This window comes from Pseudomonas sp. PDM13 (assembly GCF_025685765.1).
GTDB classification, from domain to species: Bacteria; Pseudomonadota; Gammaproteobacteria; order Pseudomonadales; family Pseudomonadaceae; genus Metapseudomonas; species Metapseudomonas solani.
The window spans coordinates 15,854-38,165 of the sequence record NZ_JAOTQU010000042.1; the positions used below are offsets into that span (position 1 = coordinate 15,854).

Annotated in this window: 24 protein-coding genes, 1 tRNA gene and 1 pseudogene; 15 read left to right on the forward strand and 11 right to left on the reverse strand. The window is 58.5% G+C overall.

Annotation, left to right across the window (positions count from 1 at the left end; genetic code table 11):
• Nucleotides 1-2 precede the first annotated feature (2 nt).
• Genes OEJ36_RS29220 through rimI form a run of 3 tightly spaced genes read left to right on the forward strand, consistent with a single transcriptional unit; the run spans nucleotide 3 to nucleotide 2,817 of the window.
• The gene (locus tag OEJ36_RS29220) at nucleotides 3-1,553 is read left to right on the forward strand and encodes a 2-isopropylmalate synthase (protein ID WP_263404480.1); all 1,551 of its coding nucleotides are present in this window, start codon (nucleotides 3-5) and stop codon (nucleotides 1,551-1,553) included.
• Nucleotides 1,550-2,368 carry an energy transducer TonB gene (locus OEJ36_RS29225; RefSeq protein WP_263404481.1) on the forward strand — a complete coding sequence of 273 codons (819 nt, stop codon included), beginning with the start codon at nucleotides 1,550-1,552 and terminating at the stop codon, nucleotides 2,366-2,368. The genes OEJ36_RS29220 and OEJ36_RS29225 overlap by 4 nt, the downstream gene beginning before the upstream one ends.
• Nucleotides 2,365-2,817, forward strand: coding sequence for a ribosomal protein S18-alanine N-acetyltransferase (gene rimI / locus OEJ36_RS29230; protein ID WP_263404482.1), 453 nt, complete (start codon nucleotides 2,365-2,367; stop codon nucleotides 2,815-2,817). Before OEJ36_RS29225 ends, rimI begins: the two co-directional genes overlap by 4 nt.
• Before the next feature lie 38 nt (nucleotides 2,818-2,855).
• On the opposite strand, the gene OEJ36_RS29235 is transcribed toward rimI, so the two are convergent.
• A complete protein-coding gene (locus OEJ36_RS29235) occupies nucleotides 2,856-3,197 on the reverse strand; it encodes a hypothetical protein (RefSeq protein WP_263404483.1) in 342 nt (113 codons plus the stop codon).
• Nucleotides 3,198-3,356: 159 nt separating this feature from the next.
• On the opposite strand from OEJ36_RS29235, the gene OEJ36_RS29240 reads away from it, so the two are divergent.
• From OEJ36_RS29240 to OEJ36_RS29265, 6 genes are all read left to right on the forward strand, one after another.
• Nucleotides 3,357-4,703, forward strand: coding sequence for a flavin monoamine oxidase family protein (locus OEJ36_RS29240; RefSeq protein WP_263404484.1), 1,347 nt, complete (start codon nucleotides 3,357-3,359; stop codon nucleotides 4,701-4,703).
• An 86-nt stretch (nucleotides 4,704-4,789) separates the two neighbouring features.
• Nucleotides 4,790-5,434 carry a carbonate dehydratase gene (can, locus tag OEJ36_RS29245; RefSeq protein ID WP_263404485.1) on the forward strand — a complete coding sequence of 215 codons (645 nt, stop codon included), beginning with the start codon at nucleotides 4,790-4,792 and terminating at the stop codon, nucleotides 5,432-5,434.
• Nucleotides 5,435-5,437: 3 nt separating this feature from the next.
• Nucleotides 5,438-6,346 (forward strand): DMT family transporter, encoded by a 909-nt coding sequence (locus OEJ36_RS29250; protein WP_263404486.1) that lies wholly within the window; start codon nucleotides 5,438-5,440, stop codon nucleotides 6,344-6,346.
• 133 nt (nucleotides 6,347-6,479) lie between these two features.
• A complete protein-coding gene (locus OEJ36_RS29255; protein ID WP_263404487.1) occupies nucleotides 6,480-7,313 on the forward strand; it encodes a GyrI-like domain-containing protein in 834 nt (277 codons plus the stop codon).
• Nucleotides 7,314-7,822: 509 nt separating this feature from the next.
• Nucleotides 7,823-9,217, forward strand: coding sequence for an amino acid permease (locus OEJ36_RS29260; protein ID WP_263404488.1), 1,395 nt, complete (start codon nucleotides 7,823-7,825; stop codon nucleotides 9,215-9,217).
• Between the two features lie 158 nt (nucleotides 9,218-9,375).
• On the forward strand, nucleotides 9,376-9,819 hold the full coding sequence (locus OEJ36_RS29265; RefSeq protein ID WP_263404489.1) for a hypothetical protein: 444 nt from the start codon (nucleotides 9,376-9,378) through the stop codon (nucleotides 9,817-9,819).
• Between the two features lie 39 nt (nucleotides 9,820-9,858).
• Here the strand turns inward: OEJ36_RS29265 and OEJ36_RS29270 are convergent, their stop codons facing one another.
• Nucleotides 9,859-10,284: a hypothetical protein gene (locus OEJ36_RS29270; protein ID WP_263404490.1), complete on the reverse strand. Its 426-nt coding sequence runs from the start codon at nucleotides 10,282-10,284 to the stop codon at nucleotides 9,859-9,861.
• A 5-nt stretch (nucleotides 10,285-10,289) separates the two neighbouring features.
• On the reverse strand, nucleotides 10,290-10,547 hold the full coding sequence (locus OEJ36_RS29275; protein ID WP_263404491.1) for a DNA-binding protein: 258 nt from the start codon (nucleotides 10,545-10,547) through the stop codon (nucleotides 10,290-10,292).
• A gap of 115 nt (nucleotides 10,548-10,662) precedes the next feature.
• On the opposite strand from OEJ36_RS29275, the gene OEJ36_RS29280 reads away from it, so the two are divergent.
• Nucleotides 10,663-10,935, forward strand: coding sequence for a DNA-binding protein (locus OEJ36_RS29280; protein ID WP_263404492.1), 273 nt, complete (start codon nucleotides 10,663-10,665; stop codon nucleotides 10,933-10,935).
• A gap of 887 nt (nucleotides 10,936-11,822) precedes the next feature.
• Here the strand turns inward: OEJ36_RS29280 and OEJ36_RS29285 are convergent.
• From OEJ36_RS29285 to OEJ36_RS29295, 3 genes are all read right to left on the reverse strand, one after another.
• Nucleotides 11,823-12,776 (reverse strand): hypothetical protein, encoded by a 954-nt coding sequence (locus tag OEJ36_RS29285; protein WP_263404493.1) that lies wholly within the window; start codon nucleotides 12,774-12,776, stop codon nucleotides 11,823-11,825.
• Between the two features lie 130 nt (nucleotides 12,777-12,906).
• Nucleotides 12,907-13,380 carry a hypothetical protein gene (locus tag OEJ36_RS29290; RefSeq protein WP_263404494.1) on the reverse strand — a complete coding sequence of 158 codons (474 nt, stop codon included), beginning with the start codon at nucleotides 13,378-13,380 and terminating at the stop codon, nucleotides 12,907-12,909.
• Nucleotides 13,361-14,125, reverse strand: coding sequence for a hypothetical protein (locus OEJ36_RS29295; RefSeq protein WP_263404495.1), 765 nt, complete (start codon nucleotides 14,123-14,125; stop codon nucleotides 13,361-13,363). Before OEJ36_RS29295 ends, OEJ36_RS29290 begins: the two co-directional genes overlap by 20 nt.
• Before the next feature lie 307 nt (nucleotides 14,126-14,432).
• Between OEJ36_RS29295 and OEJ36_RS29300 the strand changes: the two genes are divergently transcribed.
• From OEJ36_RS29300 to OEJ36_RS29320, 5 genes and pseudogenes are all read left to right on the forward strand, one after another.
• On the forward strand, nucleotides 14,433-15,293 hold the full coding sequence (locus tag OEJ36_RS29300) for a restriction endonuclease (RefSeq protein ID WP_263404496.1): 861 nt from the start codon (nucleotides 14,433-14,435) through the stop codon (nucleotides 15,291-15,293).
• 92 nt (nucleotides 15,294-15,385) lie between these two features.
• On the forward strand, nucleotides 15,386-17,005 hold the full coding sequence (locus OEJ36_RS29305; RefSeq protein ID WP_263404497.1) for a TIGR04141 family sporadically distributed protein: 1,620 nt from the start codon (nucleotides 15,386-15,388) through the stop codon (nucleotides 17,003-17,005).
• A gap of 75 nt (nucleotides 17,006-17,080) precedes the next feature.
• Nucleotides 17,081-17,671, forward strand: a pseudogene (locus tag OEJ36_RS29310) (tyrosine-type recombinase/integrase); the annotation flags it as partial.
• A gap of 16 nt (nucleotides 17,672-17,687) precedes the next feature.
• Nucleotides 17,688-17,966 carry a type II toxin-antitoxin system RelE/ParE family toxin gene (locus OEJ36_RS29315; RefSeq protein WP_263404498.1) on the forward strand — a complete coding sequence of 93 codons (279 nt, stop codon included), beginning with the start codon at nucleotides 17,688-17,690 and terminating at the stop codon, nucleotides 17,964-17,966.
• A gap of 10 nt (nucleotides 17,967-17,976) precedes the next feature.
• Nucleotides 17,977-18,282: a HigA family addiction module antitoxin gene (locus OEJ36_RS29320; RefSeq protein WP_263404499.1), complete on the forward strand. Its 306-nt coding sequence runs from the start codon at nucleotides 17,977-17,979 to the stop codon at nucleotides 18,280-18,282.
• A 148-nt stretch (nucleotides 18,283-18,430) separates the two neighbouring features.
• On the opposite strand, the gene OEJ36_RS29325 is transcribed toward OEJ36_RS29320, so the two are convergent.
• From OEJ36_RS29325 to OEJ36_RS29345, 5 genes are all read right to left on the reverse strand, one after another.
• Nucleotides 18,431-18,507: transfer RNA gene (locus tag OEJ36_RS29325), tRNA-Met, on the reverse strand.
• A 246-nt stretch (nucleotides 18,508-18,753) separates the two neighbouring features.
• Nucleotides 18,754-19,854 (reverse strand): redox-regulated ATPase YchF, encoded by a 1,101-nt coding sequence (gene ychF / locus OEJ36_RS29330; RefSeq protein WP_263404500.1) that lies wholly within the window; start codon nucleotides 19,852-19,854, stop codon nucleotides 18,754-18,756.
• A gap of 39 nt (nucleotides 19,855-19,893) precedes the next feature.
• A complete protein-coding gene (gene pth / locus OEJ36_RS29335) occupies nucleotides 19,894-20,478 on the reverse strand; it encodes an aminoacyl-tRNA hydrolase (RefSeq protein ID WP_031288103.1) in 585 nt (194 codons plus the stop codon).
• 34 nt (nucleotides 20,479-20,512) lie between these two features.
• Nucleotides 20,513-21,121, reverse strand: a complete 609-nt coding sequence (locus OEJ36_RS29340; RefSeq protein WP_263404501.1) for a 50S ribosomal protein L25/general stress protein Ctc — start codon at nucleotides 21,119-21,121, stop codon at nucleotides 20,513-20,515.
• Nucleotides 21,122-21,230: 109 nt separating this feature from the next.
• Nucleotides 21,231-22,172, reverse strand: coding sequence for a ribose-phosphate pyrophosphokinase (locus OEJ36_RS29345; protein ID WP_021220434.1), 942 nt, complete (start codon nucleotides 22,170-22,172; stop codon nucleotides 21,231-21,233).
• Nucleotides 22,173-22,312 lie beyond the last annotated feature (140 nt).

The window sequence follows — 22,312 nt, forward strand, 5'->3', positions numbered from 1 at the left end:
CAATGAACAATAACGATCGCGTCATCATTTTCGACACCACCCTGCGGGACGGCGAGCAAAGCCCCGGCGCCTCCATGACCCGGGAAGAGAAATTGCGCATCGCCAAGGCCCTGGAGCGGCTGCGCGTCGACGTGATCGAGGCAGGCTTCGCCATCGCCAGCCCGGGGGACTTCGAGGCGGTCAAGGCCATTGCCGACAGCATCAAGGACAGCACCGTGTGCAGCCTGGCCCGTGCGGTCGAGGCCGACATCGAGCGCGCCGCCGAAGCCCTCAAGGGCGCCAACTCCGGGCGTATCCACACCTTCATCGCCACCAGCCCCATCCACATGCAGTACAAGCTGCGCATGCAGCCGGACCAGGTGGTGGAGCAGGCCGTGCACGCCGTGCGCCACGCGCGCAACCTGTGCGCGGACGTCGAGTTCTCCTGCGAGGACGCCGGGCGTTCGGAGATCGACTTCCTCTGCCGCATCATCGAGGCGGCCATCGACGCCGGCGCGCGCACCATCAACATCCCCGACACCGTCGGCTACGCCATCCCGCACCAGTACGCCGAGACCATCCGCCAACTGCTGCAGCGCATCCCCAATGCCGACAAGGCGGTGTTCTCCGTGCATTGCCACAACGACCTGGGCCTGGCCGTGGCCAACTCCCTGGCGGCGGTGGCGGTGGGCGCACGCCAGGTGGAATGCACCATCAATGGCCTGGGCGAGCGCGCCGGCAACGCCGCGCTGGAAGAGATCGTCATGGCGATCAAGACCCGCGCCGACATCCTCGGCGTGCACACCAGCATCGACACGCCACACATCCTCGCCACCTCGCGCATGGTCTCCGGCATCACCGGCTTCCCGGTGCAGCCGAACAAGGCCATCGTCGGCGCCAACGCCTTCGCCCATGAATCGGGTATCCACCAGGACGGCGTACTCAAGCACCGCGAAACCTACGAGATCATGTCCGCGCAGTCCGTCGGCTGGCACACCAACAAGCTGTCCCTTGGCAAGCTCTCCGGGCGCAACGCGTTCCGTACCCGCCTGGAGGAGCTGGGCATCCAGCTGCCCGGCGAGGCCGAACTCAACGCCGCCTTCGCCCGCTTCAAGGTGCTGGCCGACAAGAAGCACGAGATCTTCGACGAAGACCTCCAGGCCATCGTCTCTGACAGCCTCGGCGAGGAAGCGCCGGAGCACTTCCGCCTGGCCCACCTGGAAGTCGTTTCGCGCACCGGCGAGGTGCCCCACGCGCGGCTGGTACTGAGCATCGGCGGTGTCGAGCGTGAGGCCAGCGCCCAGGGCTCCGGCCCGGTGGACGCCACCTTCAAGGCCATCGAAAGCCTTGCTGCTTCGGCCGTCAACCTGCAGCTGTATTCGGTCAACGCCATCACCCAGGGCACCGATTCCCAGGGCGAAGTGACGGTGCGTCTGGAAAAAGCCGGACGAATCGTCAACGGAAACGGTGCGGATACCGATATAGTTGTCGCTTCCGCCAAGGCTTATCTCAATGCGCTGAACCTCATGCAGGCCGGCGTACGCAAAGCCCATCCACAGGTAGCTGACGTTTGATCCAAGAGCTCCGTCGCCGCGCTTATCTCGATGCCATGCAGGTAGCCACCTGGCTGCCGCGCACGGTATTGCCCTTCGCTGCGCCTTCGCGCCCCGAGCTGCTGGTGCAGCCCGAGGCCGCGCCGAAACCCGAACCGACGCGGGTGCCCACTCCCGCCGCTGCCACGACCCAGGCCACCCCGGCCGCAGTCGAGGCACCGGTGCAGGCACCCACGAGACCGAAGATCGAGGTACCGCGCCCCGGCACCACGCCGCGCGTAGCGGTGAACCCCGAGCCGACGGCGGAGCCCGCCAATGAAGCGACCCCGGAGCCGGTGAAAACCGCTCCGGTGGCGCCACCGCGTTTCTCCCTGCAATTGCTGCGTGCCGGCAGTTGCCTGTTATTGGTCGAGCTGCCCACCGGCGAAGGCTTCCAGAGCCGTGACCCGGCCTACCTGCTGCTCAAGGACCTGCTGCGAGCCGCCGGCCTGCCGGATGCGCCACAGATGATCGGTGAGCCGGTGCGTTGGCCGCTGCTGGTGCGCGGCAACATGGACCAGGGCCCCGATGCCGCGCGTGATTTCCTCCAGGGCTTCGTCGCTGCACGCATGGAAGAGGGCGCCGGCTGCAGTTGCCTGTGGCTGGTGGGGTTGCCGGCGATCCGCTTTGCCGGGGAAGCCGACGCCGATGCCTACTGCCGCGAACTCCAGGTCGAAGGCCTGGGCGCTGCCTGGGCCGTGCCCGGGCTGGAGCTGCTGATGGATGAACCGCAACGCAAGGCCGAGCTGTGGCAGGCCATGCGCCGGGTGACGAGACGCTGGAAGTCCGCTGAATGACCGATGCAGTTTCCTTCCGCCGGATGACCGAGGCGGATCTCGATGCCGTGCTCAAGATCGAATACGCCGCCTTCAGCCATCCCTGGACGCGCGGCATCTTTGCCGACGGCCTGAAGTCCTACGACTGCTGGATCATGTTCGAAGGCACCCAGCAGGTCGGCCACGGGGTGATCAACGTGATCATCGATGAGGCGCACCTGCTCAACATCACTGTAAAGCCGGAGAGCCAGGGGCGTGGACTGGGCTTGCGCCTGCTGGAGCACCTGATGAAGCGCGCGCTAGAACTCAAGGCCGGCGAATGCTTCCTCGAAGTGCGTGCCAGCAACGAGTCGGCCTACCGGCTCTACGAGCGCTATGGCTTCAACGAGATCGGCCGGCGCCGGGGCTACTACCCGGCGGTGGGTGGCCGCGAGGATGCCCTGGTGATGGCCTGCACCCTGCTGGACTGAAAAGTGCCTGCGCTCGACGACGTTTCAAACCCCAGGGACTAGCGGGCGCGCCGCGCGTAACGGGGCTGCTCTTCCTCGTGCAGCTCCTCTTCCTCGTCACCGGTGACGCTGAGGTCGAAATCCCGTGACAACGTGCCGCTAGGCTTAGCCAGCGGCTCATCGGTCTCATCCTCCAGCAGCTCTTCCGGCGACAGGTCGAAATCCTTCGGCGGGTGCGGCGTGCCGCCCCGGGTCAGGCCGGCCTCACGCAGCTGGCGCGGCGGGAACTCCTCCACCGGGCCGCTGCCGGCAGGCGCTTCGGTCAGTGACTTCTCCGGAGCCTTGGGATCGTGCTCCTCGTCCGTCGCGGGGTTATTGCGGGTCGGGTCTGGCTGGCTCATGGCGTGGCCTCCACGCTGTGGCTATGGAGGGTGGACGGTCTCCACGCGGAAAGATTCCCCCAATTTGCCCCGATCCGTCGGCCAGTCTGGCATTTACGGCCATTTTCCGACTTCTGGTACCGGCGTACCCTTTTGCCACCATCAGGCGAGGAGGGCGCCATGCAGCGAACGGACGTGATCGTGGTCGGGGCGGGTATCTCAGGGCTGACTGCCGCCTGGCGCCTCGCCTGTGCCGGCAAGCGCGTGCAGGTGCTGGAGGCCAACGAGCGGGTGGGTGGGCGTACCCTCAACCATGGGTTATCCACAGGCGATGTGGTGGAGCTGGGTGGTCAGTGGGTGGGCCCGACCCAGGACCGCATCCTCGGCCTGCTAGGCGAGCTCAACCTCTCCACTTTTCCGCTGTGGAACCAGGGCGACAACCTGACCTTCTTCGGCGGCCGGCTGAAGCCCTATCGCGGCACCATCCCGCGCTTCTCGCCGCTGGTTTTGCTGGATGTGCTGCAGGCGCAGATGCGCTTCGAGCGCCTGTCACGGCAGATCCCCCTGGATGACCCGGCCCGCCACCCGCGTGCAGAAGAATGGGACTCGATGACCTTTGCTGAGTGGATCCGCCGCACCCTGAACACCGCCCAGGGGCGCAAGGTGTTCGAGTTGATGAGCGGCGCCGTGTTCGCCGCCAGCCCCCACGACCTGTCCTTCCTTCATGTGCTGTTCTACGTACAGGCCGGCAGTGGTTTCGACTGCATCCTCGGCGTCGAGAACGGCGCCCAGCAGGACCGTATTCAGGGCGGCTCGCAACGCATCTGCCTGGAACTGGCCGCGCGCCTGGGCGATTCGGTGATCCTAGGCCAGCCGGTGCGAGCGCTGCGCCAGGATGGGGAGGGCGTTGAGCTGCTCACTGATAGTGGGCGCTACCAGGCCGGGCGGGTGATCCTCGCCGTACCGCCAACCCAACTGTTGAGAATCACCCAGGCGCCGTTGCTGCCCGGCTGGCGAGACCAGATGCTGCAGCGCCAGCCCCAGGGCGCCTCGATCAAGTGCATGGCGCATTACCAGCGGCCCTTCTGGCGCGAGCGAGGGCTCTCCGGCCAGGCCACCAGCGAGGTCGGGCCGGTGCGCCTGACCTTCGACAACAGCCTGCCCGGCTCAGCAGGTGGTGTGCTGCTGGGCTTCATCGAGGGCGACGAGGCGCGACACTGGTCCATGCGCAGCGAGGACGAGCGCCGCGCCGTGGTCTTGGAGTGCTTTGCCCGCTACTTCGGGCAGGAGGCATTGGCGCCCCTGGAGTATGTGGACAAGTGCTGGGCCGATGAGCCTTTTGCCCGGGGCTGCTACGCCGCCTGTTTCCCGCCGGGGCTTTGGACCATGGGGGCAGCACGCCTGCGCGAGCCCCATGGTCGCCTGCACTTTGCCGGTACCGAAACTGCCACGCGCTGGATGGGCTATTTCGACGGCGCCGTGGAGGCGGCCGAGCGTGCGGTAGCTGAAGTGCTGGCGGCGGGCTGAGCCGCTGTGACGGCACGCGGCGGGCGCTTGTCAAAGCCTGGCACCCTCCGTAAGGTGCGCCGGCCATAAGAATGAGGAGAAGACCGATGAGTGACCTGCAGCAGCTGTTCGACAACAACGCCCGCTGGGCCGAGAACATCAAGGAACGTGACCCTCAGTTCTTCGAGAAGCTGGCCAAGCAGCAGGTGCCCGAATACCTGTGGATCGGCTGCTCCGATGCCCGCGTGCCGGCCAACGAGATCGTCGGCATGCTGCCGGGCGACCTCTTCGTCCATCGCAACGTCGCCAACGTGGTGCTGCACACCGACCTCAACTGCCTGTCGGTGGTCCAGTACGCAGTGGACGTGCTCAAGGTGAAGCACATTCTCGTCACCGGCCACTACGGTTGCGGCGGCGTGCGCGCGGCCATGCAGGACGTGCAGTTCGGCCTGATCGACGGCTGGCTGCGCACCATCCGTGACCTCTACTACGACCAGCGCGAGCACCTGGCGCAGTTCACCAGCGAGGAAGAGCGCGTCGACCGCATGTGCGAGCTCAACGTCATGCAGCAGGTGGCCAACGTCAGCCACACCTCCATCGTCCAGAACGCCTGGCACCGTGGGCAGCAACTCTCCGTGCACGGCTGCATCTACGGCATCAAGGACGGCCGTTGGAAGAACCTCAACGTCACCGTCAGCGGCATCGAGCAACTGCCGCCGCAATACCGCCTGCGCCCCCTGGGCCAGAGCTGACCGATGAGTGAAACACGTGCCCCGGCCTTGGCCTGGGCCGGCCTGTTGCTGGCCAGCGCCTGTTGGGCTGGCAACGCCCTGGTGGCGCGAGCCTTCCACGACGACATCCCGCCCATTGCCCTGACCTTCTGGCGCTGGAGCCTGGCCCTGGCCATCCTCCTGCCCTTCGTCGCCCGCCCCCTCTGGCAGCATCGCGCTGCCGTGCGCCGCGCCGGCTGGCGCCTGGTACTGGTGGCAGCGATGGGCATCAGCACCTACAGCGTGCTGCTGTACTGCGCCGCGCGCACCACGGTGGCGATCAACCTCACCCTGCTCAACACCTGTCTGCCGCTGGCCACCTTCATCGGTGCCGGCCTGTTGCTGGGCGAATGGCCGACGCGGCGTGCCTGGCTGGGTATGGCGGTGGCCATCCTCGGATTGCTGGTGCTGATTGGCCGCGGCAGCCTGGCCTCGCTGGCCAGCCTGAGCTTCAACCCGGGCGACCTGATCATGCTGCTGGCGGTGCTCGACTGGGCGCTCTACACCCTGCTGCAACGGCGCTGGGCGGCCTGGTTCCAGGGCATCCCGCCGCTGACCTTCCTCGGCGCGCTGGCGCTCTGCGGCGTGCCGCTGCTGCTGCCGTTCTACCTGCTGGAGCTGGCCAGTGGCGCCCACTTCGAGCCCAGCCTGCGCAACCTCGCCGCCATCGGCTACACCGGCACCTTCGCCTCGTTGATCGCTTATCTGCTGTGGAACCACGGCATCGCCGTGCTCGGCGTGGCCAAGGCCTCGTTGACCAATTACCTGATGCCGGTGTTCACCGCGATCCTCGGCTTCCTCATCCTCGGTGAGGCGTTGCAGGGCTATCACTGGGTGGGCGGCGGCATGATCTTCGCCGGCCTGCTGCTCGGTACCCGCCAGCGGGCGAGGTAGGTTCGCTGGCGCTGCGGGACGAGCTCATTCGCCAAGCAACGCACAGCGCCGCCCTTGCGCCTTCGGCCTGGCCCCGTAAAAAGCGCAAAATCTGCAAAACCGCCGTCGCTACAGTGCGTTCCAAGGAGACCGCATGAAGCCCGAGACCCTGAACCACTATGGCCAGCGCCTGGAACCCGTCCTGCACTGGCTGGCCCGCCACCCCGACGCCGACCCGGACCTGTACCGGCTGGCGGACCTGGCCTGCCTTTCGCCGTACCACTTTCATCGCGTCTACCGCGCCTTGATGGGGGAGACGGTGAACGCCACGGTGCAACGCATCCGCATGCACCGCGCGGCGGTGGCATTGGGCAACCCCGAGGCTTCCTTGCGTGATGTGGCGCAGCGCGCCGGCTACGAGTCGGACGCGGCGTTCAACCGGGCATTCGGCACCGCCTTCGGCATCCCGCCGGGGCGCTATCGCGCAGCCCGCTCCCGTCCCTTCGACCCCAAGGAGCTCGGCATGTACCCCATCAAGATCGAAACCCTACCCGGCGTTACCCTGGCAGCCCTGGCCCATCGCGGCAGCTACCAGGAAATCGGCCCGCAGTTCGCCCGCGTCTTCATGCTCGCCGCCACCCGCGGCATCGCCCAGCCCGAGTCGGTCGGCTACGGCATCTACTTCGACGACCCCGCCCAGGTGCCCGAGCATGAGTTGCGCTCGATGGCCTGCGTTCCGGTGGCGCCCGATGCCGTGCTGGGCGACGAACTGCTGCGCTTCGAAATCCCCGCTGGCCGCTGCGCCGTATTGACCTACACCGGCCCGTACAACGAGATGGAAAAGCCCTACAACTGGATGTTCTCGCAATGGCTGCCCGCCAGCGGCCACGAGCCGGCGAACTTCCCCATGTTCGAGATGTACATGAACGACCCCCGCACCACCCCGCCGGCACAATTGCAAACCTGCATCTGCATGCCGCTGAAGTAGAGCGAAGGGATCCGGCGGGGCAGGGCACTGACTTCGCCGGATCCTTTGCGGCCCGTAGGTCGGGTGTAACCCGACATCGCTTTGCCTCGCCCATCGCGGGTTCCACCCGCCCTACGTCGCTTCTGGCGCAAGGTCGCCTGGATATACGCTTTCCTGGCGAAACGGCCAGGAACCTGCGGTGCCGACTTCTTCCGCTCCAAGAACCGCCGTACCAGAACGACTCCGCCTGTCAGAAGGTCGCATCGAAGTTATTTCTCTCGCCCTGTATAGTCCGCGCGGCAGATTCAGCTGTTTTAATCCGGAAGCCGATTGTCGCATTGCCCCCTCGGTGCCCCCTCTATACAACAGCCAACCGTCCGTATCCGGCCGACAAAGCCTGCCTTGTCTTTGCTGCCGAACGGGCGACTTCTGCTTTCCGGTCCCGCGACCCGGTCTCCGGAAACAACAGTCAGCCCTGCCGGGTTACCCCTCGGCGGGTGCCAGCCCTTTTACAAAAATAAGAGGTTCACATGTCCAGCAGCGAACATGAACTGCAACGCGGCCTGGGTGAGCGGCACATCCGCCTCATGGCCCTCGGCGCCTGCATCGGCGTCGGCCTGTTCCTTGGCTCCGCCAAGGCCATCCAGATGGCCGGTCCCGCCATCATGCTCTCCTACATCATCGGTGGCCTCGCCATCCTCGTGATCATGCGCGCCCTCGGCGAGATGGCCGTGCACAACCCCGTGGCCGGCTCCTTCAGCCGCTACGCCCAGGACTACCTCGGCCCGCTGGCCGGCTTCCTCACCGGCTGGAACTACTGGTTCCTCTGGCTGGTGACCTGCGTCGCCGAGATCACCGCCGTCGCCATCTACATGCAGATCTGGTTCCCCGAAGTGGACCGCTGGATCTGGGCCCTGCTGGCCCTGGCGAGCATGGGCACCATCAACCTGATCACCGTGCGCGCCTTCGGCGAGTTCGAGTTCTGGTTCGCCCTGATCAAGATCGTCACCATCATCGCCATGGTCGTGGCCGGCGCCGGGATGATCGTCTTCGGTATCGGCAATGGCGGCATCGCCACCGGCATCAGCAACCTGTGGAACCATGGCGGCTTCATGCCCAACGGCATCCAGGGCGTGCTCATGTCGCTGCAGATGGTCATGTTCGCTTACCTGGGCGTGGAGATGATCGGCCTCACCGCCGGCGAAGCGCGTAACCCGCAGAAGACCATCCCCAACGCCATCAACTCGGTGTTCTGGCGCATCCTGCTGTTCTACGTCGGCGCGCTGTTCGTGATCATGTCCATCTACCCCTGGAACGAGATCGGCACCCAGGGCAGCCCCTTCGTGATGACCTTCGAACGCCTCGGCATCAAGACCGCCGCCGGCATCATCAACTTCGTGGTCATCACCGCAGCGCTGAGCTCCTGCAACGGCGGCATCTTCAGCACCGGGCGCATGCTCTACAGCCTCGCCCAGCACGGCCAGGCGCCCAAGCCCTTCGCCCGTACCTCGGGCAATGGCGTGCCGCGCAACGCGCTGCTGCTGTCCATCTTCGCCCTGCTGCTCGGCGTGCTGCTGAACTACCTGGTGCCGGAAAAGGTATTCGTCTGGGTGACTTCCATCGCCACCTTCGGCGCCATCTGGACCTGGGCCATGATCCTGCTCGCGCAGATGAAGTTCCGCCGCGGCCTGAGCCCGGCCGAACAGGGCAAGCTGCAGTTCAAGATGTGGCTGTTCCCCCTCAGCTCCTACCTCGCCCTGGCCTTCCTGGTGCTGGTGGTGGTGCTGATGGCCTTCTTCGAGGAAACCCGCATCGCCCTGTACATCGGCCCGGCATTCCTCGTGCTGCTGACCGTGCTGTACAAGGTGCTCAACCTCAAGGCCAAGGTCGAAGCGGACAGTGCGGTAGGCGATCTGGCTTCCTGACCGCCGCGCTGATGCACCCAAACACCCCGACTGGTTCGGGGTGTTTTCATTTGGGTCGCACCTATACGTAGGAGCGAGCTCTGCTCGCGAACGCCTTAGCGGTTCGCCTCCCGCTCACGGCATACAATGCGCACCTTATCCACAGGACGGATCACCTCTTGGGCAACGGTCTCCGCACCGCCAGCCGCGCGCTGGCGACCAGCCTGCTCTTCATCATCGGCACCCTGCTCCAGGGCCTCTGGGCCCTTGCGCCCTTCGCCAGCAACCCACCCTCGGACATGGGCCGGTACTCGCTCGCTGAAGAGCTGCTGGTGCATGCGCTGCTACTTATCCCGTTTCTGCTGTTTGCCCGCTGGATCGGCAAGCGCATCACTTACCGCGTGCTCAGAGTGGCCTTGGCCACCTTGCTGGCGATGCTTGCGTGGTATCTGGTGGACGTCAGCATCTTCGACAACCGCGTGGCGAACTGGAGCACCTACACGAGCCAGGAGATGGGGATCGAGGTGCTGTGGTATGCGGCGTTGCCGGTGATGGTGGTGGGGGCGGGGTTTGGAACGGCTTTGGCGTTATCGAAATTGGGAGTTGGATTGCTAGAGGTTTGAGGAGGGCTCGCTTAAGCCCCCCGCGAATGCTGGTCGACCCTACAGTTCCGTGGTGCACTGCTTCCCGTAGTTCCAGGTCACCTTGTTCCCTTCCTTGGCGACGAAGGTAAACACTCGTTCCGAGGAGCCTTCATAAGCGCTTTCAAATGCAATTGTGAGCTTGTCCTTCGAGATGCTGGGCTTGGCGTACTTCCTGGCGACCGGATTGTCACCAACGTACCTGGCCCACAGCATCTCGTCTTCGCCGTAGAGGTCCATGTAGTCGTACGAGCCATCGGCCTCAACACATTTGAAGAGGACGGAGTCGCCCTTCTTAAAAGCGCTGTCCACGTATGACTTCATATCAAAGTCGTCGGCGTGGGCGGTGGTTACCAGGAGCGCGAGTGCCAGCGTAGTTTTCTTCAAGATGCTTCCTTTCAGGTGGTTGTTGCTTCTGGCAAGCATGACAGGCTGCTTTGTGCTCATGCCAGTTAATCTCCATTAGGAGATCGTGCCTCGTCATATTCTGGGCTGCGATGCCCGTTCTCCGGCTCGATACGTCCCGAGATAAGCCACAGCGCATAGTGCGGATAGGCATCTGCCAGGATGCCCACCTCTTCGGTGCTGATCCTGATCTTGCCGCCGCTGATATTGCGCCAGCGCTCGTAGTTCTTCCCGCCGAGCTCACTCAGGTGCTTCGGTCCTACAGCCTTGATCAGCTGAAGTGCTCTCGTTCTTACATCATCCATAGAATTTTCTCAGCGAGAGTAACCTTTACTCATTTTGGGCACTGTCTTAGATTCCAGTCGGTGAGTATTTGTTACTCCGACATCGGTTATATCTGCCCGATTATAGGGAGTCCGTATGGAACAGTCTGGCGTAGTGGGGCTCAGCGCTGATGGAAAGCCTGAGCGAATAAACGACTTCCGCTGTGCGCCGTTCTGCACTCAGCTCGTCTTGGCCGAAATGTGCGGTATCGAGGAGATCACCGAAGACGTGGTGCGGGGCTGGGTCGAGACCCGCACCATCCCGACAGTGAAGATCGGTCGTCGCCGGGTGATCAATCTCCATCGCATTCGCAGAGATCTGGATCAGGGCAAGACGGTTTTCAGCGCTGGGGACTACGCGAATGAATAGGACGACTGCCTATCAGCTGCTGTTGCTTTTGCGGAGGATTCGCTACTCGGACCCGGATCGGGCGTTCGCACAGTTCATGCGCTTTACCGGTTATGTGGATGCGTTGCAGGACACGGGCGCCTATGAAACTGCGACGCTTCGGCGTCTCGATCAGCTTGGGTTAAACGCGTTTGCGCAGCGCGGTGGCCGGAATCTTGTGGGGGAGTAATGAAGGGAAATGTTCTGAATCTTCGCAGGCGCAGGGAGTTGCAACTGCTCTGCCTGCTGGTGCCGTCACTCACGGGGACGTTGTGTTCGGTACCTGTCATGACAAGGCGGACGCGGGCACCCTGGGTCGATGTGCAAGGACGCTGGGGATTGGCATTGCCCGCCGGCCTGCACCTGCGCGAGACCTTTGCCCGAGAGCCGCATGGGTGGAGGGAGAGGGGAGGGAGACGGCTGCAGTTGGGGAGCGAGATAAACCGTCTCTTCTCATCATGCGGCGTAGACCTGGAGTTACCGCCTCGTCACTGCAGGAAATGCTCCCCCAGATCGGAAGGTTGATTCAGGCTTCTGAGCTTCAGTCGAGGGTGACAACGCTGGAGTGTCCATGATGGGCTGCACCCAGATTACGGCCACGCCATCTTGGGCGATGGATATCTCGATCTGCTCAATTTATCGAGACAAACAAAAAAGGGCTTAGCTTTCGCTAAACCCTTGTTTTGTATGGTGGCTACGCAGGGACTTGAACCCAGGACCCCTGCATTATGAATTATGTGAGGGGCGACCTATAGCTGCCCTAAAGCCCATAAATCGGGGCTCCTAGCCTCAGCCCTACCTCATAGAGCCATAGCGCTACGGATAAATACCCCAATGTGGTCACCTTACTTTTCAGCCATAGCAGTTTTCTAATCCACTGGGGCATTTAAACAGTCGGGAGACTCCAGTAAGCGCTCTAAAATTCTTGTGGTCAACGGGAATAGCCTTTCCCATAGAGTTTTGGATGGAAATTCCGAACCCCGATGGAATAATTTATTCCTAGCGTCCACGATCGATCTAACAAGCGCTGTATCGATTTTGGCCTCCTCTTGGAATAGACATATCTTATTAATATCGATGCTGTGCAGTAAATTTACTAGTTTTTGTGCTCTTGAAAGCTCGGTTCTAGCCAAGCAATTCAATAATGCACTTTTCTTGTTTTCAGCCATGGTTGAGGCTAGTTGCGTTATTTTGTTAGTTTCATCCTCGTTAAATAGCCTTCCTCGCGGATAGACTTTATTGTAGAGATCTGTATTTTCAAGAAATTCTAGAACCAAGAACCAATGGAAATATTTTGATTTTTCACTTTCTGCTTTTAGTCCATCATGATAGGTGCTGAGTAGCTCATGGTACGTTATTTCTTTTATCTGGCTGCTTTCTATTTCTACTTTTGTGATCATGGTGGTTTCTAAATGATCACCTACGAAAATCGCATCAGAAAGCGCAACAGAACTGTGGTCAAGTTCGATGTCTGGAATTTCAGTAAATGTAGCGCGAAATTTTCTATAGTCAATCGAGACGAAAGGAGTTCCGGTATTCCCATTTTTCTCATCTTTCCCGATCAGGAAAGAAAGAAGTACAGAAAGATCTTTCAGGAATTTTATTTGCGATTCAGTGTTTGTTAGCTCTAGGGTTTCAACTGCTACTTGAAAGGTGGATGAGCCAGCTGCAGAAATTTTTACGTTGGTATTTTTATATCCGATTGGGCCGTCAATTTCTACAGATTGAACCATCCGATAAGTGTTTGACCCTGAGTAACCAAGAACAGAAATTGAGTGAGAGGAAAGTATTTCCATTTCACTCTGTATTTGATATTTTTTCATATTTCCTCTCATGCTTAATTGTATTTGGTTGACTTAATTCTGCGCTGGGAAATTGTTAAGGCGTGGAAATAGAGAGTTAACAAAAATGAGACGGTGAGCGCTTGGGGTCACAAATAGTTAAGGCGGTTGGTTATGAGGTTTTTGCTGGGTGAATGATTATAAAATTCAATGTGTCGAAGTAGGGTTTTCCCCCATATAGAAAGTTCATTGCTTCAGGGAAAGGTAGTAATGATGGTGCTAATATGATTATTGTTAGTGTAAGAAACCCAAAGGTGAATGGGAGTGTTCTTTTTACGCTAATGCTTGATCTGTATTCTTTTAAAAGAAAGTTATCGTATTCGGTTTTATTTTTCTTGTTTTCAAGTTCGTGTAGTGTTTTGGTTAGCTCTCGTCTTTTGGGGAAATGAACTAGCATTGCAAAAATTAAGCTTAGTAGCGCCCAGAACTGTGGTTGATTGGTTCCGATGGAAGCTACAGCAAAAGCAAATGAAAAGTTACCAATGTTGTCATTAAGATGCGCTTCCCAAGCTCGAACCTCTTTTTGTATGTTTCGATAATCTTCAACTGGGTTTTGTGATTTTGAATTAATATTTCTGTCTGTCATCTTTGTCTAACTCCTCATTATGGCAGAAGAATGCATAGACCTCTTTGTTTATCATGTTGTGCTCGTGAAGCATGTTAACAAGCTCACCAAATTCCTTGCGATAGAAATCCGGTAAAGGAGATGTGTAGTTTTCTTTAGTCTTGTTGTATTTGATTATAAGTTCGGATAGGCGTTCTAGATCGCTAGCGACCCATGTTATTACTCTATAGGTTCTAGAGCTCTCTTGGTTGTAGTGTTCGATAAGGGCAGCAGTTTCAGGCATTTGTATTCTAAGTAGGTGCTGGCTTAGCACCCTATGCAGAGATAGTTTTCCGTCTAAAATGTCATCATTAAAGTTCCTATTAGTTCTTGTCGCTAATTTATCAATTAAGATGAGTAGCTCAGAAAGTCTAGATTCTCGTTCCAGATGTTCTGTTTGTCTTGTAGCCGCCTCAGCCGTTTTTGCTAGTTCTTCGCGTGTAAGGATTAATTCTTGTCTAGAGTTCTCTAGCTCGCTATTTGATGTAGCTAACTGTTTGTTTTGTAGGAATATGGTCAGAAGTAAGGCTGAGAATGTTAAAAAGCTCAACAGAGGGTTTGCTGTTCCGCCCATAAAATCCCCAAACTGACCCCATTTCTCGCCATCGGCAGTAACGCTGAAGTCTCCGAAGTATCTCCAGTAGATTATTAGCGCGCCTGCTGGTATTGCTAGGCCTAGAGCAAATAGGACAGATAGAGTTACTATCGTGTTTGTTTGTTTTTGCATTGTGGTTACTTGTTTATTAGTTAATGAGGGCGACTCTGTCTCTGAAATAATTTCGCGTTTCTAACTAAGCAAGATGCTCAAGGCGTCACCAGATTGAGCACCTAAATAAATTGTTAGTAAGGAGAGACGTGGTTCGCGAGCGAAGGCGAGGGGGCTGCTTTCATCTGTACCACTCCCTGGTTCAGTCGGGCTCCGTGCGGGAGCTCTACGCCTAAGGTATGCCCCCAGGCTCTTTACGGGTACTAGCGTACCGCGTTAGTGTCCGTCATAGCGTTTTGCCACGAATGGAATCGGATCGGAGTATGGCATGGCACGCCGCCGCAAAACCTCCCTGTTTGACGACCTCTTCACCCTCGCCACCTTGCTGCCCTGGTGGGTGAGCCTGTTGGTTGCGTTCGTGTCCTGGTACTTGCTCCACGGATACGCCACCAGCCCAATCCCCCCTGTCGACCCGCACAGACCCGATATGACCGGTGCCATGTTCCGGGGCCTTGCCATGGCGTTCCAGTACTTCGTGCCTTTCATCTTTGCCCTGGGTGCAGTTGGTTCCATTGCTGGGCGGGCCAAGCGCAAGAAGCTGTTCAAGGATGTGGCAGAAGCCACTCAACCGGCTAAGACGCTGGATGGCATCAGCTGGCGCGAGTTCGAGCTACTGGTGGGCGAAGCATTCAGGCGCAAAGGCTTCAGCGTTACCGAGAGAGGTGGTAACGGCCCGGACGGCGGCGTTGATCTAGAGCTACGCCTCGGCACGGACAAGTACCTAGTCCAATGCAAGCAGTGGAAGGCCCTCAAGGTTGGAGTAACAGTTGTCCGCGAGTTCTTCGGCGTAATGGCAGCAGAAGGAGCGGCAGGTGGCTTCATTGTCATCTCCGGCACCTATACCGAGGAGGCTAAGGCATTCGCGCAGGGGCGAAATATTCAATTGATTGATGGGGCTTTACTGAAGCATTGGATTGCCAATCGTCCGGGTGCTTCGCAAACCTCCACAGGCTCACCTCAGTACGTAAAGCCTAAGCCGCAACCTACCATCCCACTATGCCCCGTTTGTAGTGCATCTATGGTTGTACGTACAGCCAAGCGCGGTTTGAAGCTAGGAAGTCAGTTTTGGGGTTGCTCACAATATCCAACCTGTAAGGGGATACGTCAGCTAGAGAAGTTACCAGTATAAGAAAGACTGGTACTGCAACCTAGTTTGTCAGTTTTATGGATGTAGTTTAACTAATTCTATTCATGTTCTTAGTTTTTTCTAGGAGTGATGGAATGGCTAGGCCAAAGAAGGAAAGGAAGGAGCGCCTCTCGATCTATCTCGCTAAGGACCCCTCGTGCTTAAGCTCCTCACTTCTCAAATTGGAGAAAACGAAGACTCCTATAGAACTCTCCGTTGAGGGTGCCGACTCTGCTTTGCTCTATATAAAAATTGAGCCCCCGAAACATTCCCCTCCTTGGACGAAATTCTTTACTTCGAGACGTGAAGTTCCTGGCGATGCTTTTGGGGACTCCAGCACGGTTGGCGCTGCTCTAATAATTTCTATGCTGGATAGTAAATTTGTTCTCACTTTTGGTTCTGGATTTCACCTTCTTCAAAATGAGCAGATTGAAAGGGATTTTGGTTTGCGAGTGACATTGAACTCTGTTGATCCGGACAAACTTAGAAGCTTGGATAAGGCAAGCTATGATCATAATCCCTTGAATTCTAGGACTCAAAGCTCAAGGGAGGTTGATATATTTGATCTTCATATAGACTCTGAAACAGAAATGTTATATGCCGTCACTGGTGTTTCAACAGTGGATGTGTTTGGGTCGCATGTTACTGGTAGGGATGCGCTGACGTTAGTTGTGTCTGTAGATATGGATGGTTTGGTGGCGATCCTGACAGAAGCAATTGTTAGATATAAAAAGAAACTACCGGAGAAATTTGAATGGGTTGATAATGTATACCGAATTAGGGATGCAGAAACAAATCAAGTGCTTGATCTCGAGCTGGATGACTACTTAAAGGCTGGGAAGACAGCAGGTTTTTGGGTGGGAGAGCCCGAAGTCGTGGATTGGGAGTCTCAGGTTGGATACTCCTTTGATATGTACTCCAATACGCCTAGGCATGTAGTGCTTGATATGGATGATTTGTTTTGCCATATAGCAGGGAAGGGGCTGACCCTTACCGCTGATTCATTGAGATTGACTACGGTTCATGTCAATGACAGTGAATATAGGGATGTGAAAAGCTGGAGCGCATATAGATGTTTGTATGCGGAGTTAACAGTTGGAGGGGAGTACTATATTTTACGCAATGGTATTTGGTATCGCGTAGATCAAAATTTCGTTAACAAGATAGATAACTATTTTGTAGATTTGCAGCCATATGGGCATACTATGCCTAAGTATATTCACGACTCTGAGGGTGAATATAATGATTACGTCGCATCTATAGATGGTAGTTATCTGAAGATGGACAAGAAAAATGTCAGGGTAGGTGGTGCCTACGATAAGATAGAGTTTTGTGATCTTGTAAAGGATGTGAATGACCTTATTCATGTCAAGTATTACCGGAGCTCAAGTACGCTCAGTCATCTTTTCGCTCAAGGGTGCGTTGCGGCAGAGGTCTTTGTTCGTGATGTAGAGTTTCGGGAGAAACTCAATGGTAAATTGCCGGCGATATTGAGGCTGGTCGACAGTAAGACTATGCCGGATGCGCGGAAATTTAAGATTGTATATGCTATTGCTACAAATAAGGATATACCGAAGGAGCTGCCTTTCTTCTCTAAGGTAACACTTAAGAACTCGCTTCGGACGCTGCGTGCTTTAGGCTATACGGTAGAGCTGTGCAAGATCGAGGTCGATCCGACTGTGCATATGAAAAAGAAAATTAAGCCGAAAAAGTAGTTAAAATTATTGTAGGCGTGTCTGTGTTTTTTAAATGTCTTCTTATTTATTTTGATTATCTAAAACTCTAGCTGAATCAAGGTCGATCAGGCCGAGCTGACCTTCCTAGCCCTGGAGCAGATCGAGCAGTTGCTGGAAGAGTGCAGGCACTCAACGAACAACCACACCTACCCGGTCGCCTTGATCTGCCTGGCAACCGGCGCCCGATGGGATGAAGCCGAATCGCTGCAGCGCAACGCACTCTTCGGCGGCAAGGCGCATTTCCACCGGACCAAGAATCGAAAGTCCCGCTCGGTGCCGATCCCACCGGAAGTTGAGGCACTCGCATTGAACCTGGGAATGCCGGGAAACGGGCGGTTGTTCATGTCCTGCAGGTCCGCCTTCCGAAGTGCCTACAAGCGCTGTGGCTTCGATACCCCGGGTCAGCTCACCCATATCCTGCGGCACACCTTTGCCAGTCACTACATGATGAGCGGAGGGGACATCCTAAGCCTGCAGCGGATCCTCGGGCACTCCTCGATCACCATGACCATGCGCTACGCGCACCTGTCGCCGAACCATCTTGAGTCGGCTTTGCGGCTCTCGCCATTGGCACTCATCGGCCATGAGATCAGCGGCCACCTGATCCCCAGAGTTGACAGGGAAACAGCCGAGATTAATGCTTAACGTTAAGGGTTAATGTATGATCCGAAGCTTCAGATGTGAGGACAGCAAGCAGCTCTTCCTCACCGGGCGATCCAGGCGCTGGGGCAACATCCTCTCCGTGGCCTCCCGCAAACTGGCCATGCTGAATGCCGCGAATGAATTGCGAGATCTGCGCTCACCGCCCGGCAACCGGCTTGAGCCACTGGCTGGAGACAGAGCCGGTCAACACAGCATCAGGATCAACGATCAATGGCGCATCTGCTTCGTATGGACTGACAGCGGCCCGACAGATGTCGAAATCATCGATTACCACTGAGGAGGAACCCATGCTGATCAACGGTATGCGTCCGGTCCATCCAGGTGAGGTGCTCCGTGAAGAGTTCCTTGAGCCACTTGGAATCACTCCTGCAGCGCTTGCTCGTGCACTTCACGTATCGGCACCCACTATCAACGATATTGCCCGCGAGCGTCGTGGCGTCACTGCGGATATCGCAATCAGGCTCGGCCGGTACTTCGACACGACCGCTCAGTTCTGGATGAACCTGCAGTCTGACTACTCACTGGCTGTTGCGTTGGCGGCAAGCGGGGAAGAGATCGAGCAGGAGATCGAACCCTTGGCTGCACACGGCTGAAAACAGATGGAAGGAGAGAGCCTCGCGAACGCGGGGCTTTTTTCTGGCTGGTGGATTGCCAGGAAGGGACGTGGTCACTCTGTGGTCACTTTTTGGTCACCGACCCAAACAAAAAAGGGCTTAGCTTTCGCTAAACCCTTGTTTTGTATGGTGGCTACGCAGGGACTTGAACCCCGGACCCCAGCATTATGAATGCTATGCTCTAACCAGCTGAGCTACGTAGCCGAGTGGCGCGCATTATTCTAGTAGCGGGCTTCCGTGTCAACACCGAATTGAAAAAAATCCTGCACGCTATCAATTGCTTAGCGCGAATCGGGGTGCCCGCCGGTGCGCATCGATGGGGGAGGGCTGGTGCAAGGCCCGGATGGGTGCTTCGCAGCGCGTTGGAGGCGTTTCCGTGGGGAATACGGGCCATGAAAAAGCCCGCCGGCATCCTGCGATGGCGGCGGGCTTTTTGGTGCCTTGGTGCGATCAGACGTTGAAGCGGAAGTGCATCACGTCGCCGTCCTTGACGATGTATTCCTTGCCTTCCAGGCGCCATTTGCCGGCTTCCTTGGCACCGGCTTCACCCTTGAACTGGATGAAGTCGTCATACGCGACCACTTCGGCGCGGATGAAGCCTTTTTCGAAGTCGGTGTGGATCACGGCGGCGGCCTGCGGGGCGGTGGCGCCGATGCGAACGGTCCAGGCGCGTACTTCCTTCACGCCGGCGGTGAAGTAGGTCTGCAGGTTGAGCAGGTCGTAACCGGCGCGGATCACGCGGTTGAGGCCCGGTTCTTCGAGGCCCAGGGCTTCGAGGAACATGTCCTTCTCTTCGCCGTCGTCGAGTTCGGCGATCTCGGCTTCGATCTTGTTGCAGACCGGTACCACGATGGCGCCTTCTTCTTCGGCGATGGCTTTCACCACGTCGAGGTGCGGGTTGTTCTCGAAGCCGTCTTCGGCGACGTTGGCGATGTACATCACCGGCTTGCTGGTGAGCAGGTGGAAACCGCGGACGATGCGCTTCTCTTCATCGCCCAGGTTCTTCAGCAGGGAGCGTGCGGGCTTGCCTTCGCTGAAGTGGGGGATGAGTTTTTCCAGCAGGGCCTTCTGCGCCAGGGCGTCCTTGTCGCCGCCCTTGGCGTTGCGGGTGACCTTCTGCAGTTGCTTCTCGCAGCTGTCGAGGTCGGCGAAGATCAGTTCGAGGTCGATGATCTCGATGTCGCGCTTGGGGTCGACGCTGTTGGAGACGTGGATGACGTTCTCGTCTTCGAAGCAGCGCACGACGTGGGCGATGGCGTCGGTCTCGCGGATGTTGGCGAGGAACTTGTTGCCCAGGCCTTCACCTTTGGACGCGCCCGCCACCAGGCCGGCGATGTCGACGAATTCCATGGTGGTCGGCAGCACGCGCTCGGGTTTGACGATGTCGGCCAGGGCCTGCAGGCGCGAGTCGGGCATCGGCACGATGCCGCTGTTCGGCTCGATGGTGCAGAAGGGGAAGTTCTCCGCCGCGATGCCGGATTTGGTCAGGGCGTTGAACAGGGTGGACTTGCCGACGTTGGGCAGGCCGACGATGCCGCAATTGAATCCCATGCTATGTCCCTCGCGCTGATTGGCGATAAAGAGGTGTGATCAGGCCTTCTGGCTGTGCAGCTTCTGCATCGCTTTGGTCCAGTCACCTGCGAGCATTTCCGGCAGCACGCCGAGGGCGAAGTCGATGCTGGAGTCGAGCTTTTCCTGTTCGCTGCGCGGGGCGCGGCCGAGGACGAAGCCGGAGACCAGGCTGCTGTGCCCCGGGTGGCCGATGCCGAGCCGGAGGCGGTGGAAGCCGTTCTGATTGCCGAGTTGGGCGATGATGTCGCGCAGCCCGTTGTGCCCGCCGTGCCCGCCGCCCAGTTTGAGCTTGGCGACGCCGGGAGGCATGTCGAGTTCGTCGTGGGCCACCAGGATCGCCTCGACCGGGATGCGGAAGAAACCGGCGAGCGCCGCCACGGACTGGCCGCTGCGGTTCATGTAGGTGGTGGGGATGAGCAGGCGAACGTCGCGGCCCTGATGGCTGAACTTGCCGACCAGGCCGAAATACTTCTTGTCGAGGGAGAGGTTGACGCGCTGGCTGTCTGCCACGCGCTCAACGAAAAGGGCCCCTGCGTTATGCCGGGTCTGGTCGTATTCAGGGCCTGGATTACCCAGGCCGACGATCAGTTGTACGGCAGTCACGACAGGGGCCCTTCCTCAGGCTGGCGAGTAGTGATTACTCGGCTGCGCCTTCTGCTTCGTCTTTCACAACGCGGGAGGCGTGGATGTTAGCCACAGCCAGGTCGTTGCCGTGCGCCAGTGCGACCAGCTCGACGCCTTTCGGCAGCTTGAGGTCGGACAGGTGAACGATTTGGCCCAGTTCAACCTTGGCCAGGTCGACTTCGATGAACTCCGGCAGGTCTTTCGGCAGGCAGGAGACTTCGACTTCGGAGATGGTGTGGGAGATCTCGCCACCACCAGTCTTCACGCCAACGGCGGTCGCTTCGTTCAGGAAGTGCAGGGGCACGTGAGCGGTCAGTTTCTGGCCGGCGACGACGCGCTGGAAGTCAGCGTGCAGTACGAAGCCTTTGGCCGGGTGACGCTGCAGGGCCTTGATCAGAACGGTTTCGGTCTTGCCGGAAACGTTCAGGGCGATCACGTGGCTGAAGGCGGCTTCGTTTTCCAGCAGCTTGGCCAGGTCTTTGGCCAGCAGGCTTACGGATTCCGGGGCTTTCTCGCCACCGTAGACCACGGCGGGAACCAGGTTGGCATTACGACGCAGGCGGCGGCTCGCACCTTTCCCCAGGTCGGAACGCGCTTCGGCATTCAGGGCAAAATCAGTCATTACGTTTCTCCAAAATAACCAAACCGCCCCGAGTGCTTGCGACCAGCATCTTGAGCGGTTGGGCAAAAAAGCCCCGCCGAAGCGGGGCGTTTTCGTCAGGGATGTCCGCTTAGCGGAACATCGCGCTGATCGATTCCTCATTACTGATGCGGCGGACCGCTTCAGCCACGACCGGCGCGATATCCAGTTGGCGGATACGCGAGCAGGCCTGTGCCGCGGCGGACAGGGGGATGGTGTTGGTCACCACCAGCTCGTCCAGCACGGAGTTTTCAATGTTCTCGATGGCACGGCCCGACAGCACCGGGTGGGTGCAGTAGGCGTAGACCTTGGCAGCGCCGTGGTCCTTCAGGGCCTTGGCAGCGTGGCCGAGGGTGCCAGCGGTATCGACCATGTCATCGACCAGGACGCAGGTACGGCCATCCACATCACCGATGATGTGCATGACTTCGGACTGGTTGGCCTTGGGACGACGCTTGTCGATGATCGCCAGATCGACACCCAGGGACTTGGCAACGGCGCGAGCACGCACCACGCCACCGATATCCGGGGAGACGATCATGAGGTTGTCGAAGCGTTGGTCTTCGATGTCATCCACCAGAACGGGGGAGCCGTAGATGTTATCTACCGGAATATCGAAGAAACCCTGGATCTGGTCGGCGTGCAGGTCGACGGTCAGCACGCGGTCGACGCCGACCACGGTGAGCATGTCGGCCACTACCTTCGCGCTGATCGCCACGCGAGCGGAACGCGGGCGGCGGTCCTGGCGGGCATAGCCGAAGTAGGGGATCACTGCAGTGATACGGGACGCCGAGGAGCGGCGGAAGGCGTCAGCCATCACCACCAGTTCCATCAGGTTGTCGTTGGTGGGCGCGCACGTGGGCTGAATCAGGAAGACGTCCTTACCGCGAACGTTTTCATTGATTTCAGCGCTGATCTCGCCGTCGGAGAATTTGCCTACGGAGGCATCACCGAGGGGGATGTGCAATTGACGTACGACGCGACGCGCCAGATCGGGGTTGGCGTTCCCCGTGAAGACCATCATCTTGGACACGCGCAGTACCTGCCGGCTGAGGGTGGACCTGATGAATAAAAAGCTGTTCAAAATGCACGGATGCTTTTTGAACAGCTTTCTCGTGTATGGCAGGGGCGGCTGGATTCGAACCAACGCATGGCAGGATCAAAACCTGCTGC

Coding starts and splice junctions, on each gene's coding strand:
- OEJ36_RS29220 (WP_263404480.1), top strand. CDS start 3: ATGAACAATAACGATCGCGTCATCATTTTCGACACCACCCTGCGGGAC.
- rimI (WP_263404482.1), top strand. CDS start 2,365: ATGACCGATGCAGTTTCCTTCCGCCGGATGACCGAGGCGGATCTCGAT.
- OEJ36_RS29235 (WP_263404483.1), bottom strand. CDS start 3,197: ATGAGCCAGCCAGACCCGACCCGCAATAACCCCGCGACGGACGAGGAG.
- OEJ36_RS29240 (WP_263404484.1), top strand. CDS start 3,357: ATGCAGCGAACGGACGTGATCGTGGTCGGGGCGGGTATCTCAGGGCTG.
- can (WP_263404485.1), top strand. CDS start 4,790: ATGAGTGACCTGCAGCAGCTGTTCGACAACAACGCCCGCTGGGCCGAG.
- OEJ36_RS29250 (WP_263404486.1), top strand. CDS start 5,438: ATGAGTGAAACACGTGCCCCGGCCTTGGCCTGGGCCGGCCTGTTGCTG.
- OEJ36_RS29255 (WP_263404487.1), top strand. CDS start 6,480: ATGAAGCCCGAGACCCTGAACCACTATGGCCAGCGCCTGGAACCCGTC.
- OEJ36_RS29260 (WP_263404488.1), top strand. CDS start 7,823: ATGTCCAGCAGCGAACATGAACTGCAACGCGGCCTGGGTGAGCGGCAC.
- OEJ36_RS29270 (WP_263404490.1), bottom strand. CDS start 10,284: ATGAGCACAAAGCAGCCTGTCATGCTTGCCAGAAGCAACAACCACCTG.
- OEJ36_RS29275 (WP_263404491.1), bottom strand. CDS start 10,547: ATGGATGATGTAAGAACGAGAGCACTTCAGCTGATCAAGGCTGTAGGA.
- OEJ36_RS29280 (WP_263404492.1), top strand. CDS start 10,663: ATGGAACAGTCTGGCGTAGTGGGGCTCAGCGCTGATGGAAAGCCTGAG.
- OEJ36_RS29285 (WP_263404493.1), bottom strand. CDS start 12,776: ATGAAAAAATATCAAATACAGAGTGAAATGGAAATACTTTCCTCTCAC.
- OEJ36_RS29290 (WP_263404494.1), bottom strand. CDS start 13,380: ATGACAGACAGAAATATTAATTCAAAATCACAAAACCCAGTTGAAGAT.
- OEJ36_RS29295 (WP_263404495.1), bottom strand. CDS start 14,125: ATGCAAAAACAAACAAACACGATAGTAACTCTATCTGTCCTATTTGCT.
- OEJ36_RS29300 (WP_263404496.1), top strand. CDS start 14,433: ATGGCACGCCGCCGCAAAACCTCCCTGTTTGACGACCTCTTCACCCTC.
- OEJ36_RS29305 (WP_263404497.1), top strand. CDS start 15,386: ATGGCTAGGCCAAAGAAGGAAAGGAAGGAGCGCCTCTCGATCTATCTC.
- OEJ36_RS29315 (WP_263404498.1), top strand. CDS start 17,688: ATGATCCGAAGCTTCAGATGTGAGGACAGCAAGCAGCTCTTCCTCACC.
- OEJ36_RS29320 (WP_263404499.1), top strand. CDS start 17,977: ATGCTGATCAACGGTATGCGTCCGGTCCATCCAGGTGAGGTGCTCCGT.
- ychF (WP_263404500.1), bottom strand. CDS start 19,854: ATGGGATTCAATTGCGGCATCGTCGGCCTGCCCAACGTCGGCAAGTCC.
- OEJ36_RS29340 (WP_263404501.1), bottom strand. CDS start 21,121: ATGACTGATTTTGCCCTGAATGCCGAAGCGCGTTCCGACCTGGGGAAA.